Annotated in this window: 14 protein-coding genes; 2 read left to right on the top strand and 12 right to left on the bottom strand. The window is 40.7% G+C overall.

Annotation, left to right across the window (positions count from 1 at the left end; translation table 11 throughout):
- Positions 1-189 precede the first annotated feature (189 nt).
- The 5 genes from B9Y81_RS13440 to B9Y81_RS13460 form a co-directional block, all read right to left on the bottom strand.
- The gene (locus B9Y81_RS13440) at positions 190-2898 is read right to left on the bottom strand and encodes a hybrid sensor histidine kinase/response regulator transcription factor (RefSeq protein ID WP_085537421.1); all 2709 of its coding nucleotides are present in this window, start codon (positions 2896-2898) and stop codon (positions 190-192) included.
- A 19-nt stretch (positions 2899-2917) separates the two neighbouring features.
- Positions 2918-3628 (bottom strand): UMP kinase, encoded by a 711-nt coding sequence (gene pyrH / locus B9Y81_RS13445; protein ID WP_085537422.1) that lies wholly within the window; start codon positions 3626-3628, stop codon positions 2918-2920.
- A gap of 185 nt (positions 3629-3813) precedes the next feature.
- On the bottom strand, positions 3814-4566 hold the full coding sequence (locus tag B9Y81_RS13450; protein ID WP_085537423.1) for a biotin--[acetyl-CoA-carboxylase] ligase: 753 nt from the start codon (positions 4564-4566) through the stop codon (positions 3814-3816).
- Positions 4556-4909 carry an MmcQ/YjbR family DNA-binding protein gene (locus tag B9Y81_RS13455; protein ID WP_085537424.1) on the bottom strand — a complete coding sequence of 118 codons (354 nt, stop codon included), beginning with the start codon at positions 4907-4909 and terminating at the stop codon, positions 4556-4558. Before B9Y81_RS13455 ends, B9Y81_RS13450 begins: the two co-directional genes overlap by 11 nt.
- Before the next feature lie 13 nt (positions 4910-4922).
- Positions 4923-5291 (bottom strand): YraN family protein, encoded by a 369-nt coding sequence (locus B9Y81_RS13460; RefSeq protein ID WP_085537425.1) that lies wholly within the window; start codon positions 5289-5291, stop codon positions 4923-4925.
- A gap of 70 nt (positions 5292-5361) precedes the next feature.
- On the opposite strand from B9Y81_RS13460, the gene B9Y81_RS13465 reads away from it, so the two are divergent.
- Positions 5362-5589 (top strand): hypothetical protein, encoded by a 228-nt coding sequence (locus tag B9Y81_RS13465; protein ID WP_085537426.1) that lies wholly within the window; start codon positions 5362-5364, stop codon positions 5587-5589.
- Entirely contained in the window at positions 5586-6026 is a 441-nt protein-coding gene (locus B9Y81_RS13470; protein ID WP_085537427.1) for a nucleoside deaminase, read from the top strand. Before B9Y81_RS13465 ends, B9Y81_RS13470 begins: the two co-directional genes overlap by 4 nt.
- A 376-nt stretch (positions 6027-6402) precedes the next feature.
- Here B9Y81_RS13470 and B9Y81_RS13475 read toward each other — a convergent pair whose 3' ends face one another.
- The 7 genes from B9Y81_RS13475 to porV form a co-directional block, all read right to left on the bottom strand.
- Positions 6403-6675 carry a DUF4834 family protein gene (locus tag B9Y81_RS13475; protein ID WP_085537428.1) on the bottom strand — a complete coding sequence of 91 codons (273 nt, stop codon included), beginning with the start codon at positions 6673-6675 and terminating at the stop codon, positions 6403-6405.
- Between the two features lie 58 nt (positions 6676-6733).
- Positions 6734-7432 carry a CDP-diacylglycerol--serine O-phosphatidyltransferase gene (gene pssA, locus B9Y81_RS13480; RefSeq protein ID WP_085537429.1) on the bottom strand — a complete coding sequence of 233 codons (699 nt, stop codon included), beginning with the start codon at positions 7430-7432 and terminating at the stop codon, positions 6734-6736.
- Positions 7433-7443: 11 nt separating this feature from the next.
- Positions 7444-8121 (bottom strand): phosphatidylserine decarboxylase family protein, encoded by a 678-nt coding sequence (locus tag B9Y81_RS13485; protein ID WP_085537430.1) that lies wholly within the window; start codon positions 8119-8121, stop codon positions 7444-7446.
- 89 nt (positions 8122-8210) lie between these two features.
- The gene (locus B9Y81_RS13490) at positions 8211-11432 is read right to left on the bottom strand and encodes a UvrD-helicase domain-containing protein (RefSeq protein WP_085537431.1); all 3222 of its coding nucleotides are present in this window, start codon (positions 11430-11432) and stop codon (positions 8211-8213) included.
- A 6-nt stretch (positions 11433-11438) separates the two neighbouring features.
- Positions 11439-11783 (bottom strand): translation initiation factor, encoded by a 345-nt coding sequence (locus tag B9Y81_RS13495; protein ID WP_085537432.1) that lies wholly within the window; start codon positions 11781-11783, stop codon positions 11439-11441.
- A gap of 14 nt (positions 11784-11797) precedes the next feature.
- On the bottom strand, positions 11798-12277 hold the full coding sequence (gene ispF, locus B9Y81_RS13500; RefSeq protein WP_085537433.1) for a 2-C-methyl-D-erythritol 2,4-cyclodiphosphate synthase: 480 nt from the start codon (positions 12275-12277) through the stop codon (positions 11798-11800).
- Positions 12278-12287: 10 nt separating this feature from the next.
- Positions 12288-13490 carry a type IX secretion system outer membrane channel protein PorV gene (gene porV, locus B9Y81_RS13505; protein ID WP_095996285.1) on the bottom strand — a complete coding sequence of 401 codons (1203 nt, stop codon included), beginning with the start codon at positions 13488-13490 and terminating at the stop codon, positions 12288-12290.
- Positions 13491-13498 lie beyond the last annotated feature (8 nt).

A 13498-nucleotide genomic window follows, 5' to 3' on the forward strand; every position in this document is an offset into this window, starting at 1 on the left:
AGGGATTGAAGCTATTACTTTTGTAGCATGTAAGACAAGAATTGTGGCTGTTGTAAGATTTGTTACGTAAAAGTTACATTTGTCATATTGATTCGAATGCAAAAATACGTTGAGGAACTTTTAAGAAAACGTTATTTGTATGTAAATGCAGATTAAATTTACATATTAACTCATGATTAACTCATTGTGTTATTTGTAGTCTGAAGGTGTAACTCCATAAACAGCGCGAAAACATTTTGTAAAATAAGCAGGAGAGGAGAACCCTGTTTGATAGGTAATCTCACTTATTGAAAGTTGTTGCTGTTTTAGTAGTATTGTGGCTTTGGTTAACCTAAAATTACGCAAAAACTCTACAGGGGTGATTCCTGTAAGCTCTTTTATTTTTCGTGATAGATGTCCGCGTGAAAGACCAAGTTCCGTGCTAGCTTTTTCAATGTTGAAATCAGGATCTGTGTAAATGTTTTCAAGTAAACCGATGAATCGGTTAAGGAATAGATCATCTATATTTTCAGTTTTATCCGGAGCTATTAACAGTAAGCTACCTTGTTGTAGTTTGTTTAATAACGCTGTTCTCATACGTTCTCTTTCTTGTAGTTGGCGAATGATTTTGATTTTAATATGCGTTATCTGGAATGGCTTCTGAATATAATCGTCTGCCCCTAAGGATAAGCCGAAATTTCGTTGACGACTATCAGACAGTGCGGTTAGTAGTATAACAGGGATATGTGAACAAGATATGTCTGATTTGATTAATCGACAAAGTTCAAACCCGTTCATTTCAGGCATCATTACATCGCTCAATACTAGTGAAATTTCATGTTTTTGTATAATCTCAAGCGCTTCTTTTCCATTAGTAGCAACAAGTATATTAAAGTTTTCTTTAAGATTATTATTCAGGTAAATTCTTACTTCTTCATCATCTTCCACAATTAAAATTGTGTAATCATAATTTAATTCTAATAATGCTTTCTCTTCCGAGTCATCTAAAACAGATGCGTCGTAGGCGAGGGGTGAAGCCGGGAACTCATTAATTACTTCTTCGGCGAAATGTGCTTTTCCTTTTGATAAGGAGAAAATGAAAGATGAACCTTTTCCCCAGTTGCTGTCTACCCGGATAGCTCCTTTATGTAATTGAATGTATTCTTTTACCAGATGTAAACCAATTCCTGTTCCTGTCTGTTGGCCTTGAGTATAAAAACGATCAAATATAAACGGTTTAATTTGAGGATCAATACCTTGTCCGTTATCTTTTATTTCAATTTCAACCGTTTTTTCTAATTCTCTGATTGAAACGTCTATCTGACCATTTTGAGGAGTGAATTTGAATGCGTTTGAAACCAGATTTACCAATACTTTTTCAATCATATCTGTATCAAACCATAATAAGCAATTTTTAGTGTTTGTATGAAATGCGTATTGAATATTGCGTAGACTGGCAACACTCTCAAAATAAGATTTTACTTCTCCAGCAAGAGAGACAATATCCATATGCCGAATATTTAATGCTTCCTGATTGCGCTCTACTTTACGGAAATCTAATATCTGATTGATAACTCGTAACAAACGATTCGCATTTTTTTGCATTAGTTGTAGATCTGAAAAATAGGGTGAATCATGCATTAGCCGCGTAAGTTTATCAAGTGGGTCTAAGATTAGAGTAAGTGGGGTTCTCACCTCATGTGACACGTTTGTGAAAAACTGTAATTTTTGAGCAGTCACATTTTCTATTTCGGCGTTTAATTCTATGAGTTTTTTACGTTGCTCTTCTTCTTTACGATTGATTTCTACTAAGATTTGGTTTGTCTTTTTCATCTTCCTATTAATGAAATATATATATATAGAAAGAAGTACAAAGCCTAACATTAATAAACTAATGATAGAAAAAGAGTTGCGGAGGAAATTAAATCGACTAATCAATGATTCTGTAATGATACGTTGGTTTTCTATTCTTCTTTGATAATTCAAAAGTTGCTCTGCCTGTATTAAAAGTGTTTCGGCATTATTCTTTCCAATCTGTACGCTACGAAGCTTAATTTCTTTCTCTATTTCTTCGCCATTCAGTATTTTTATAGCTGTACGAATTACTTCTTCACCTGCTGTAGGGTAGGTAAACGAGGCATCTATTCTCCCGTCCGCTACTGCTTCCAATCCAGCACCAGGAACAGCATCAACGCCAATAATCTGTAAGCTGTTTGCCTTTTCAGGTGCGTATTTTATAAAATATTCCCGTGCGGCAATAGCCATCATGTCATTGTGGGAATAAACAAAATCAATATCATCTGGAATGTATTGCTCGTCAAGCCGTTCTTTTGCTTTTTTATAGAGCCAGTCAGCTTCAATTTTAGAAAATCTAAGGTCACTTCTTGAAATTAACGCGTCAATAAAGCCTTGATGACGTTCTTGTGCAGGTGATGATTTTGCCAGCCCCCATATCTCCAAAATCCTTGCGTTTGGAGGAAGTTGATTGATTGCATATTTTCCTGCAGCATGTCCAATCGCATAATTATCTGCTCCAACAAAAGTTGTGTAAAGTTCGGAATTAATTTTTCTGTCGGTAATAATTGTAGGTATTCCTGCTTTGTAAGCCTCTTCGGCGACAGGTGTAATTGGGGCGGATTGGAATGGGGAAATTATCAAAACATCTACGTCCATCTTAATCAGTTCTCTGATTTGAGCTATCTGTCGGTCGTTATCGCTATTGGCATCCTTAACTATGATTTCTATCGAATCATAGTTAAGAGCTTCAATATAGGCCTCTTTGAGCATGGCTTGCCTCCAGGCATCATCCAACATACACTGGGATAGTCCGATTTTGTATTTCTTCTTCTCTATATTTTGAGAACATCCCAAAAACAGAGAAATACTAACTAATATGGCAACAATAAGGCGTAAAGGCATGGTGTTTTAGCCTTGTGTGTTAATTGTGAACCAATGTTCCGATATCTTCTCCACTCATCACCTTCTTCAGGTTGCCGTTGGTGTCCATGTCGAAAACGATGATGGGGAGGTTGTTTTCTTTGCACATTGTGGTTGCTGTAAGGTCCATTACTTTCAGGCCACGGGTGTATATTTCGTCATACGTTATTTCTTTAAACTTTGTGGCTGTCGGGTCTTTTTCGGGATCGGCTGTATAGATTCCATCAACGCGGGTGCCTTTTAGCATAACGTCGGCTTCGATCTCGATTCCTCTGAGTGAAGAACCTGTGTCTGTTGTAAAGAAGGGGTTTCCTGTACCGCAAGACATGATCACTACATTGCCTTGTTCGAGTAGTTCAATCGCTCTCCATTTGTTGTAATACTCTCCGATAGGTTCCATCCTGATGGCGGTCAGTACTTTCGCTTTTACTCCTTGTGCGGTTAGGGCCGAGCTAAGTGCCAGACTGTTGATAACCGTAGCAAGCATACCCATCTGATCTCCTTTTACACGGTCAAAACCTTTTGATGTGCCACTGAGTCCACGAAAAATATTACCTCCTCCGATTACTATGCCTATCTGTACGCCCATTTCGGCTATCTCGCGGATCTGCGTTGCGTATTCATTTAATCTGTTTTCATCGATTCCGTATTGTTTTCCTCCCATCAGGGATTCTCCGCTAAGCTTCAGCAGTATTCTTTTGTAACTGGTCATTGTTTTAACTGTTTGAGTGTTTTACAAATGTAATATAAGTTCGTGATACTGTATAATGAATGTTGTTCCATTGTAATTTAACGGGTGTATTTTTGCTATATAAATAGGCACACATACAAATCAATAGCCAAAACCGCATTCCTAACATATCAGCAGTCTGTTTTTCGGGAGAAAATCAGGCTGTGTCATTTTATGGCAACTTCTTTAAAGGCATAACGCCTTGTTTCTCCATCGATGAGGCGGAGGATTAAATGGCCCGTCGGTTCGATGTCTTTTATTTCAGCGTCGAACGTTCCGTTTTCATCCGTATAGGGGTGGAATCCTTCCCCTCGATAGAGCGCGTTTTTGTATTGACGGCGTATGGATTCTTTTTTATCTTGAAGCAATTCCAGATAAAGCTGATAGAAATGATGACGAAAACGGGTAAGCACCTCTTGCAGGTCATATTCCTGTCCGGTAATTTGTGTGAGAGATACCGGATTGGGAGCGTTGCTAACGAATTCCTTTTGATTAATGTTGATGCCTATGCCGCAAACGGAGCAGTAAATCGAACTTCCGGCAAGGTCATTTTCGATTAACATGCCACAGATTTTACGGTCGTTCCAATAGATATCATTGGGCCATTTTACCCGGATATGCCCGGTATACTCGTTTAATACTTTTTTGACACTTAGCGCGGCAACCTGAGAGATCAGGAATTGTTCGTTGGCAGCTATGGTTTCGGGGTAAATCACGATACTGAATGTCAGGTTCTTTCCGTTTTCCGATTCCCAGGAATTACCGGTCTGACCTCTGCCCGCGGTTTGAAAATCTGCGATTACAATGCTACCTTCCGGTAACGGTTGCTTTTTCAGTAAATCCCGGATATAACTGTTTGTTGATACGGTGTTCGCCACCCGTATTACTTCAGGAGGTAGAGGCTGAGCATTATTCCGCATATTGCTCTCTGGTTTTTTTAGGTAGTTTCGCAATAACTTCACGGAATGAATGGTCTATCCATTTCTTTATCTCGTGATCCGGCATATCACGGTCGAGATAAATGGAGTTCCAGTATTTTTTATTGAAGTGGTACGCGCCTTCTACGGCATTATACCGGTCTCTGAGTTCTTCCGTAAAATCAGGATTGCACTTTACGGAAATTTTAGGCTCTTCTGCATCAAGAGGGAGTAAGAGAAACATCTTGTTCTCTACCTTAAAAACCAAGGAAACATCATCAAACGGGAAATGCTCTGATGTGTTTTTCAGATTTAAGCAATACGTACGAACTTCTTCAATATTCATTTGACTTGGGTTTTTAATAATTTACCGGAGCATAAAACGCGTCTTCGATATGATCGATTCGGTGTCCGTTTTTCGCCTTAATCACGATTATAACATCAAACCGAACATCAACAGTCAGGTTTTTATAGCGAATGTAGGCGTCTGTAGCGGATACAATACGTTTTATCTTACTTTTTGTAACGGCTTTTTCCGGTGGAAGCAGGTAGTTTGCAGATCGTGTTTTTACCTCAATAACAACCAGTTCATCTTCTTGCATCGCAATAATATCCAGTTCGTAGTGATGCCATCTCCAGTTGGTTTGCAGAATTCGATAACCGTTTCTGTTCAGCCAGGCACAAGCCTCGATTTCTCCTTCTTTCCCTGTTTCGTTATGTTCTGCCATGATTGTTGGTTTGCACAAATATAGCCAAATTCTTTTTTATTTAGCTGAACGCGTGTACATTTGCATAGGAATGAAACCGGCTCGTAAAAAATCGCAAGCACTACCCAACCAACCCCGGGTACATAAGGTGGCTTTTATGCTCAATGACGAAGAGTATAAGGCGGTAGAGCGCTATTTGCATAAGTACAAAATCCAGAACAAATCGCGTTGGTATCGCGAAACAATTCTTTCCCACATACTTCGAACTTTAGACGAAGACTATCCCACATTGTTTAAAGAAATAGAAATGAGACGATGAGCCTACTGAACGATGATTATTTCATGAAACAAGCCCTGATCGAAGCTCGTTATGCTGCGGAAGAAGGAGAAGTTCCGGTAGGCGCTGTTGTTGTGTGTAACGACCGAATCATTGCCCGTGCCCATAACCAGACGGAAAGATTAAATGACCCGACGGCTCATGCCGAAATGCTGGCTATTACTGCCGCCACAGGTGTGTTGGGAGCAAAATACTTATCAGACTGCCGCCTCTATGTAACGGTAGAACCCTGCGTTATGTGTGCCGGTGCGATAGGCTGGGCACAAGTTGGTGCGATTATCTACGGTGCTTCCGACGAGAAACGAGGTTTTGCTAGATACGCACCTCAGGCAATGCATCCGAAAGCAGTAATCAAAAGCGGAGTAATGGAAGCCGAATGTGCTGAAGAAATGACCTCTTTTTTTCGGAAGAGGCGGTGAAACTATTGCTGTAACCCATCGCAAAACACACAAGATATTTGTAAAATAAAACCTCATTAGAAAAGTAGGGAAAGCGTTAATGGAAAATCTTCGGGATTCTGTTCCATTTTTATCTCAAAAGAATTAATCAGGCTCCAATATAAGATAAAGAATAACACGCTACATTTTTTCATAAGCATTGCAAATCAGTGATAAACTTGGATGCAAGATACTGTTTTTCCGTTAAAAACAAGGGGATGGCAATTCTAAAAATGTATTTTTTTAGGCTTTGAAAATCAATGGTTTAAAAGGGCTGAAAAACATAAAGGTTATTTTTCAAAATATATCCTTTATTTTTCGAAAAATAACCTTTATGTTTTTAAAGACATTACTATGTTTATTTGGAGGTCTCTTTTACCTCTTCGTAATCCACGTATTCGCCTTCGTCATCTCCGATGATTTTTTTGCGAGGGGTGGTTTGTTCTTGTTGCTGGGTTCTGTAGGAAGATTGTTGACGGCTTGAAGAAGAAGTTTGACGTCTTTGTCCGCCTTTTTGCGTGCTGCTTCCTTTTCCAAATAAGATATTCTTGAATGTGCGTATCACAGAGAACCCCAATAGGAAAAGGAGTAACAGGAAAAAGAAGAACATGACAAATATAAACTTAAACATAGACGTTAAATTCTTTTTATGAAATAGTTAGACTCACAAATATAAGCAATCTTACTGATCACTTTTTGTTAAAAATAGACAAGATTATATATAAGAGGATAGAACCCGCCAGTCCGAGAAGTCCGAATGCAAGAATAAATCCGGCCGAACAAGCGATAAGGATATAACGAAGTTCGTTGCCTTTCCAACCAAGCGATTTAATTTTTAACGAAAACATCGGTATCTCTGATACTAATAGAAAAGAGGTGGTGCAGAATACTACAATCGCGATAACCACAAATAGTTGTGGGCTGTTTTGTATTACCGGTTGCACGGAATAGGCTGCGGAAGCCAGAAAAAGGGCATGAGCAGGAACGGGAAGTCCGATAAAAGACGTAGACTGTCTGGTGTCGATATTAAACTTTGCCAGTCGGAGTGCAGAGAAAACAGGGATCACAAATGCAAGAAACGGCACATAAATGTTCAGTGTACCTAATGGCAAAGAGGGTGCCGCCTGACTTAATAAGCAGAAAAGAATCATTCCCGGTGCAACGCCAAAGCCAACCATATCCGCCAATGAGTCTAAATCTTTCCCTATCGGAGAGAAGGCGTGGAATAAGCGAGCCGCGAATCCATCAAAGAAATCGAGGATTGCTGCCGCGATAATCCAGAGAGTAGCATAGAGTATATAGCCATCTAATGCCATTACACAGGAGATACAACCACATACTAAACTGAGAGAGGTTATCGTATTCGGGATATACTTGGTTATATTCATTTCGGAATAATTTATTGGTGGTAACTACATTTCCCAAGGCGGGCAATGGGAGTTTGATTGCCGGTTACTTTCTGGTCCATTTCTATTAAAACCTCCGTGCCTATCGGCAGATAAATATCTACACGAGAGCCGAACTTAATGAAGCCCATCTGTTCGTTTACATTGCATTTTTCTCCTACTTTCGCGTAAGTAACGATTCGTCGTGCCATAGCTCCGGCAATTTGTCGGGCTAATACGTCTACACCTCCGCGAGTAGTGATAACCACGGCCGATCGTTCGTTTTCTGTACTGCTCTTGGGCAGATAAGCGGCCATAAAGCGTCCTGAGTTATGGGATACGTGCTTTACTGTTCCGTTTACCGGAAACCAATTGGCGTGTACATTAAAAACAGACATGAATATGGAGATCTGGAGTCTCTTTTCATTGAGGATTTCATTCTCCATCACTTCTTCTATTGCTACGATTGTGCCGTCTGCCGGCGCAATTACAAGCCCTTCGGAGTCATAGGGGAATCGTCGGTAAGGACTTCGGAAAAAGTTGAGGACAAGTAAAAACAATATAGTGGAGATACAAAATGTGGAATAAAACAAAATCCCTTCGCCAATTGTGTGATAAATGGCAAGATTTATAATAAAAAGAATTGTAAATAAAGACAATAATAATCCTGTTCCTTCTCTATGTACTTTCATTCCTTTAAATTGCTGAGTGCTTACACTTTCTTTAATCCTATTATAGAATGCGCAAAAGTATCTAATTTTATGGAATATAAAAAATTATATCACGCATTCACTTGTTCTAATTTGTTTAACTCCATATACCAGATATAACCGCTCACTTGTTTATAGCCTATTTGTCGGATCAAATCCATATAGTCTTTCACTTGTTTGTGGTATTTAGTTTCTTCTTTTCCTCCGAATTTGTAATCTACAATCACCACTTCTCCGTTTTGAAACATAACCCGATCCGGTCGTTTGGAATAGCCTTTGGCAAAGAGGATGTCTGTTTCGTTTAAAACTTGAAATGATCCGTCATACCACGCGCTGACTTTCGGCTCTGTAAGGTAATTGAAAAGTCGCTCATTCAGGTCTGTCGCTTCTTCTTGTGTGATCACTCCGGATAAAAGTGCGTTTTCCACTGCCGAGGGGATATCATCGGTTGTATAGATCAGACTAAGCATGTCGTGCATCACAGCTCCCAGCTTTCTTTGTTTGTCGTCAAAGAATAAATTCTTACCTCTCAAACGTAGATGTAAACGTTCCTGAGAGGAAACAGAATGAAACTTGCTCGCCGGCAATTCTATGATATTAGCAGGAGTTTCCTTTTGTGGCGTTTTATACCAGTTGCCCAACTCAAATCGGTTTTCTTCGGGCAGGAAAACGTCAGGCAAGCTCAACGTCGAACTTACTTCGTTAACCGGCTCGGTGTATAATCCCATCCACAATAATTCAGCGATGCCGGTGGCACGGGTTAATCCGGCTCCGGATTTATCTATTTTCTTAGGACGTGGGGCAAAGACGATCAGTTCTTCTTTTGCGCGCGTAAAAGCCACATAAAGCGTATTCAGATTGTCGATGAAAGCGTGTAATTTCTCTTTGAAATAATCTTTGGCAAAATACGTATTCGCCAATATTTGTCCGTAGCGTACAGGCACTAAGTGCAGATGATCAAAAGGAGCACTTTCAGGACGGCACCAGAGAATTACGGATTTGGAGGGCTTATGATCAATCTCCCAGTCTCCGAAAGGTATGATCACCGCCTTAAAGCCGAGTCCTTTTGATTTATGAATAGTCATAATCCGGATCGCATCCTGATCATTCGGTGTCGTGATTGTTTTTTTATGGCCTGCTTCGTCCCACCATTTCAGGAAACGTCCCGTATCCGCGTTTTCTTTTTGCGAAAACTCCAACACCATATCCAAGAATGCCTGGATAAAGACCTGCTCATTTTCGGGAAACTTATCGACGAATAACCGATATATACCTTCGGTCATTTCATAAAGCGAGAGTCTTGACAGTTGTTGTAATGCCTGATTGGTCTCATCGGAAAAGGAAGAAACCGTTTCGTCAAAGCTGCCGAGTAATGCCACATAAGAGAATAATGCCATTTGTCGATTGGTTCGGTCTTCCTGATTCTTCAGATGTTTCAGTATCGCTATAATAAAGCGTACAGCGGGCGAACTGCCTACAAACAACGCATCGTCTGAAATGATATCGTATTTGTACTTTGTGCCGGTGTATGCTTCTTTCTGATTCAGCAAAAGGTCTGCTACAGAAGCTCCTTCCAGATTGGTGCGTACTAAAATGGCTATGTCTTTCAATTGGTAGCCGCTATCCTGTAATCGCTCGATTGTTTCAGGTAGTTTTTGTAGGGCATCTTCTTTCCAGTTGGTATCGGCATCTTGCGGGAGGAAAGAGATCTGTACATGTCCGGTTTGTTTGGCAAGCGCATCAGGAGTTAGCTGAGTACTGTCTTCGTATGCCTTGTTAATGCGTGAAGTAAACGCCGCCTGTTCCGGTTCGGAGATCGATGAAGATCGCAACTGTTCATTGTATTGATTTTGCAGCAGGGTAGGGGTTGCCGAAAAGAAAGCATTGTTGAAATCAACAATATGCCGGCAGCTTCTCCAATTATCTTTGAGTGTTTCTTCCTGCAACTGCGCGGAAGAAAAATCCTGCTGCACCTGGCTATCTAAAAGTGTCCAGTCGGAATTTCGAAAACGATAGATGCTCTGCTTTACATCACCAACTATCAGGTTGTTGTAAGCTTGTGCCAGACTTTCTTTTAACAACGGACGGAAATTATCCCACTGCATTTTGCTGGTGTCCTGAAATTCATCTATCATGTAGTGATCTATCCGTGTTCCCGTCTTTTCGTAGATAAAGGGTGTATCACTACCGGCAATGATCTTATTCAATAATTCGGTAGTATCCGCGATTAAAAGGATGTTTTTCTCTTCTCTATACTTGGCGATCTGACCGGATATATCCGTTAAGATTCCTAATGTATAATAATAACGAATAATCTCTTTTGCGGTATGGTATGCAGTAAGATTGGCGAAGCGTGCTATTATGGCTTTGATACATTCGTTCAGACCGTTATCCATTACACAAGCAATGATCTGTTGTGTGGCAACAGAAGTAGTTTTTGTATAACAACCTTCCGTATTATCCGCGAAACTATTGAAGGTGGCCGTAGGTTCTTTCATTTCTCCATTCGCCAGTTTTTGGAGAATAAGCATAGACGAACGGCTTCCTCCTTTGAAGTCAGTAGGCTGTAATCCATACTGGTCGATCAGTGAAAGGCCCTTTTCTCCTAATGCCTTTACTTCGGCTTCAACGGAACGAACAATTTTTATCAGCTCCTCTTTATATTTTTCCAGCGCTTGTTTATCTTCCAGATCCTTCGCGACATCAGCACTGAGTGCCTTGTAGTTTTCTTTAAATATCTCCTTCCCTAAAGCCCGGATATCTTTGCGCAGATCCCACTCGCCACCATTTTCTATTTTATCTTCCGCAAAACGGAGCAGCCAGTTAAGCAACTCTTTATTGTCCGGTTTTTCTAAATCGGCTAAAAGATTGTCTACCGCTTCTGTTAATACAAGGGTTTGATCCATCTCGATGCCGTACCCACCCTGTAATCCTATCTCACGGGTGAAAGCGCGCATGGTTTGTTGAAAAAATCGGTCTATCGTACTGATGTTGAAAGCCGCATAATCATGCAGAATTCGTATAAGAATACGTTTGGCTTGCTTTCGAACCTCTTTTTCAGAAAGCTGATGAGTGGTGCTTAGTTGATCTACAAAAGAGGAATTTTGTCCGGATGCCAGCAAATAAAGTTCTTCGACGATCCGGCTTTTCATTTCGTCTGTGGCTTTGTTTGTAAAGGTCACCGCAAGAATACGACGATAAGCGATGGGATGAGTAAAAAGCAACTTCAGATACTCACCGGTAAGTTTATGAGTTTTTCCGGCACCGGCAGATGCCCTGTAAACAGTTAGCATAAAGCATTAAATTATTCGGCTCTTAATATACCCTTCTTTTTGCAGAATATCGAGTACTTTTTTACGTAAATCACCCTGTACAATGATTTCGCCATCTTTAGCCGAGCCACCTACGCCACATTTCACCTTCAGAAGTTTGCCTAAAGTGGTAAGATCAGCTGATGTTCCGGTGAATCCGGTAATGAGTGTAACCACCTTTCCACCGCGATTTCGCTTGTCTAACGAAACCCGCAGAAGTTGTTTATCCTTGGGAAGTGTATCGGCTTCTTCCTCTTCTCCCGTATTGTATTGGAATTCCGGATTAGTTGAGTACATAACTCCAAGCCTACTTTTCCAGTCGTTCTCTTTCATCTTTAAATTCTGTTTTATGCTTTACTGATCAAAACGGTAACATAGGCTGTCATTCCTTCTTCACGTCCGGTGAAACCGAGTTTTTCCGTTGTACTTGCCTTGATTGAGATGTCTTCTTCACTCACATTCATCACTTCGGCCAAGCATTGCTTCATAGCAGGAACATGCGGATTTAATTTAGGGCGTTCAGCGGCTATTGTGGCGTCTAAGTTTCCGAACTCATAGCCTGCCTTGCGAATTAGCGCCATGGTATCTTTGAGCAATATCTTGCTGTCGATGTCTTTGTATTCTCCGGCTGTATCGGGAAAATGATAGCCGATATCCCGCAGATTGGCAGCTCCCAACAGCGCATCGCAAATGGCATGAATCAATACGTCCGCGTCACTGTGTCCTAATAAACCGGTTGTATGAGGTATCTTAATTCCTCCCAACCACAAATCACGTCCTTCTGTCAACGCATGTACGTCAAAACCGAATCCAACTCGAATCTTCATCTTACGGAATTTACTTAATTAATCCTTTCAGGCCGTCCATATCAAATGATAAGGAGAAGCGTAAGGTCTGATCTAACGGGTTGCTCTGTACCGTACTGATAAGGTAAGCCGCGTCAATCTGGAATACGCTCATGCGAAATCCCGTACCGATGGAAAAGTATTGACGATTTCCTTTATTCGGGTTCTCGTAATAATACCCTCCACGCACAAAGAATTGTTCATTATAGCTGTATTCTGCTCCGATGGAAACGTTTATTTCTTTTAACTCCTCACTGAAACCTCCGGGAGCGTCACTAAATGAACGGAACATTCCTTTTATTCCGGACATCGTGTTGTAATCCTCTTTTAGTTTCTCATACGCATCAATTTCTTCCTGTGTGCTACCTGCGTTTTTGGGTAAAGTAGGTACCAGGTATTTACTCAAATCAAGGTAGAAACCAATCCGGTTGTAATCATCCAGTGGGTATAACAATCCGGTTCCAAGTCGTAGCGTTGTTGGGATAAACTGGTTTGTAGTACCTCCGTCATACGATATTTTGGTACCGATGTTTGATACATTGAAACCAAAGCTCCATAAAGCTTCCGCACTACCAACCATTACGTATTTTTCAAGATAACCGGCAACGTCTGCCGCATAAGCATTTCCTGCCTCTTGTTCTTCAGAGTCCTGCGTTCCCATATCAGAGCGAATATAACGCAACGCAACCGCCATGGAAAAATAGTCGGACAACTTACGACTATAACTCACGTCAAAAGCCATTTCATAAGGATTTATATATCCTATGTTTTCTCCTATTCCCTGCTGACTCATAGGTACTTCCCCTAAGGTGAAATAACGCAGCGAAGCTCCTATGGCTTGCATATCGCTATCTCCTATCTTGAAATAACCACTAAGATTAGCCAATGCCACATCATTTACCAATTTTCTTAACCAGGGAGTATATGATAGGGCTACACCGGCTTTGCTTGTCATAAACGCGTATTTTGCCGGATTCCAATATTGTGAATTCTCATCGGGTAGTGTAGAAACACCATTGTCACCCATTGAACCACCACGTGCGTCCGGAGCAATGGAAAGTGAAGGCACAGCCGTATTGATCGGAGCAAAATCTTTTTGCTTATCAACGCCTTGTGCATTAATTTGCATTGTCATCGGAAGTGCTAACAAGAGCAAGGTGATGAACAACAGGATTAACTTATTACTTCTAATCATATTCTTTT

It is taken from the genome of Massilibacteroides vaginae (assembly GCF_900178525.1).
Taxonomy (GTDB): Bacteria; Bacteroidota; Bacteroidia; order Bacteroidales; family Tannerellaceae; genus Massilibacteroides; species Massilibacteroides vaginae.

Excerpts from the sequence above, each read along its gene's own strand:
- B9Y81_RS13490 (WP_085537431.1), bottom strand. The coding sequence starts at position 11,432 with ATGCTAACTGTTTACAGGGCATCTGCCGGTGCCGGAAAAACTCATAAA.
- porV (WP_095996285.1), bottom strand. The coding sequence starts at position 13,490 with ATGATTAGAAGTAATAAGTTAATCCTGTTGTTCATCACCTTGCTCTTG.
- B9Y81_RS13455 (WP_085537424.1), bottom strand. The coding sequence starts at position 4,909 with ATGAATATTGAAGAAGTTCGTACGTATTGCTTAAATCTGAAAAACACA.
- B9Y81_RS13450 (WP_085537423.1), bottom strand. The coding sequence starts at position 4,566 with ATGCGGAATAATGCTCAGCCTCTACCTCCTGAAGTAATACGGGTGGCG.
- pssA (WP_085537429.1), bottom strand. The coding sequence starts at position 7,432 with ATGAATATAACCAAGTATATCCCGAATACGATAACCTCTCTCAGTTTA.
- B9Y81_RS13460 (WP_085537425.1), bottom strand. The coding sequence starts at position 5,291 with ATGGCAGAACATAACGAAACAGGGAAAGAAGGAGAAATCGAGGCTTGT.
- B9Y81_RS13465 (WP_085537426.1), top strand. The coding sequence starts at position 5,362 with ATGAAACCGGCTCGTAAAAAATCGCAAGCACTACCCAACCAACCCCGG.
- B9Y81_RS13495 (WP_085537432.1), bottom strand. The coding sequence starts at position 11,783 with ATGAAAGAGAACGACTGGAAAAGTAGGCTTGGAGTTATGTACTCAACT.
- ispF (WP_085537433.1), bottom strand. The coding sequence starts at position 12,277 with ATGAAGATTCGAGTTGGATTCGGTTTTGACGTACATGCGTTGACAGAA.
- pyrH (WP_085537422.1), bottom strand. The coding sequence starts at position 3,628 with ATGACCAGTTACAAAAGAATACTGCTGAAGCTTAGCGGAGAATCCCTG.
- B9Y81_RS13470 (WP_085537427.1), top strand. The coding sequence starts at position 5,586 with ATGAGCCTACTGAACGATGATTATTTCATGAAACAAGCCCTGATCGAA.
- B9Y81_RS13475 (WP_085537428.1), bottom strand. The coding sequence starts at position 6,675 with ATGTTTAAGTTTATATTTGTCATGTTCTTCTTTTTCCTGTTACTCCTT.
- B9Y81_RS13485 (WP_085537430.1), bottom strand. The coding sequence starts at position 8,121 with ATGAAAGTACATAGAGAAGGAACAGGATTATTATTGTCTTTATTTACA.
- B9Y81_RS13440 (WP_085537421.1), bottom strand. The coding sequence starts at position 2,898 with ATGCCTTTACGCCTTATTGTTGCCATATTAGTTAGTATTTCTCTGTTT.